1 pseudogene is annotated in these 884 nt (G+C 47.2%); it reads right to left on the bottom strand.

Features of this window, described 5'->3' with window-relative positions:
* Positions 1-857, bottom strand: a pseudogene (locus tag D8797_RS10245) (hypothetical protein); the annotation flags it as partial.
* Between the last annotated feature and the right edge of the window lie 27 nt (positions 858-884).

Genomic DNA, 884 nt, shown 5'->3' with positions numbered 1-884 from the left:
AGTCTAAGTGCTTCACTCAGTGCCTCAGATTCAGTGAGTACAAGTTTGAGCACAAGCCTAAGTGCATCACTCAGTGCCTCAGATTCAGCAAGCACCAGCTTGAGCACAAGCCTAAGTGCCTCAATTAGTGCTTCAGATTCAGCAAGTACAAGTTTGAGCACGAGCCTCAGTGCGTCACTTAATGCAAGCGACTCAGCAAGCACCAGCTTGAGTACAAGCCTCAGTGCCTCAATTAGCGCTTCAGATTCAGCAAGCACAAGTTTGAGCACAAGTCTAAGTGCTTCACTCAGTGCCTCAGATTCAGTAAGTACAAGTTTGAGCACAAGCCTCAGTGCCTCAATCAGTGCCTCAGATTCAGCGAGCACCAGCTTGAGCACAAGTCTAAGTGCTTCACTCAGTGCCTCAGATTCAGCAAGCACCAGCTTGAGTACAAGCCTCAGTGCCTCAGATTCAGTAAGTACAAGTTTGAGCACAAGCCTCAGTGCATCAATCAGTGCCTCAGATTCAGCGAGCACCAGCTTGAGCACAAGTCTAAGTGCTTCACTCAGTGCCTCAGATTCAGTAAGTACAAGTTTGAGCACAAGCCTCAGTGCATCAATCAGTGCCTCAGATTCAGCAAGCACAAGTTTGAGCACAAGTCTAAGTGCTTCACTCAGTGCCTCAGATTCAGTAAGTACAAGTTTGAGCACAAGCCTCAGTGCATCAATCAGTGCCTCAGATTCAGCAAGCACCAGCTTGAGTACAAGCCTCAGTGCCTCAATTAGTGCTTCAGATTCAGCCAGCACAAGCTTGAGCACAAGTCTCAGTGCCTCAATTAGTGCCTCAGATTCAATAAGTACAAGTTTGAGCACAAGCATTCAATAAGTACAAGTTTGAGCACAAGC

The organism is Streptococcus cristatus, from assembly GCF_003944225.1.
In the GTDB taxonomy this organism is placed as follows: Bacteria; Bacillota; Bacilli; order Lactobacillales; family Streptococcaceae; genus Streptococcus; species Streptococcus cristatus_K.
This window is presented reverse-complemented; position numbering and strand designations above follow the sequence as displayed.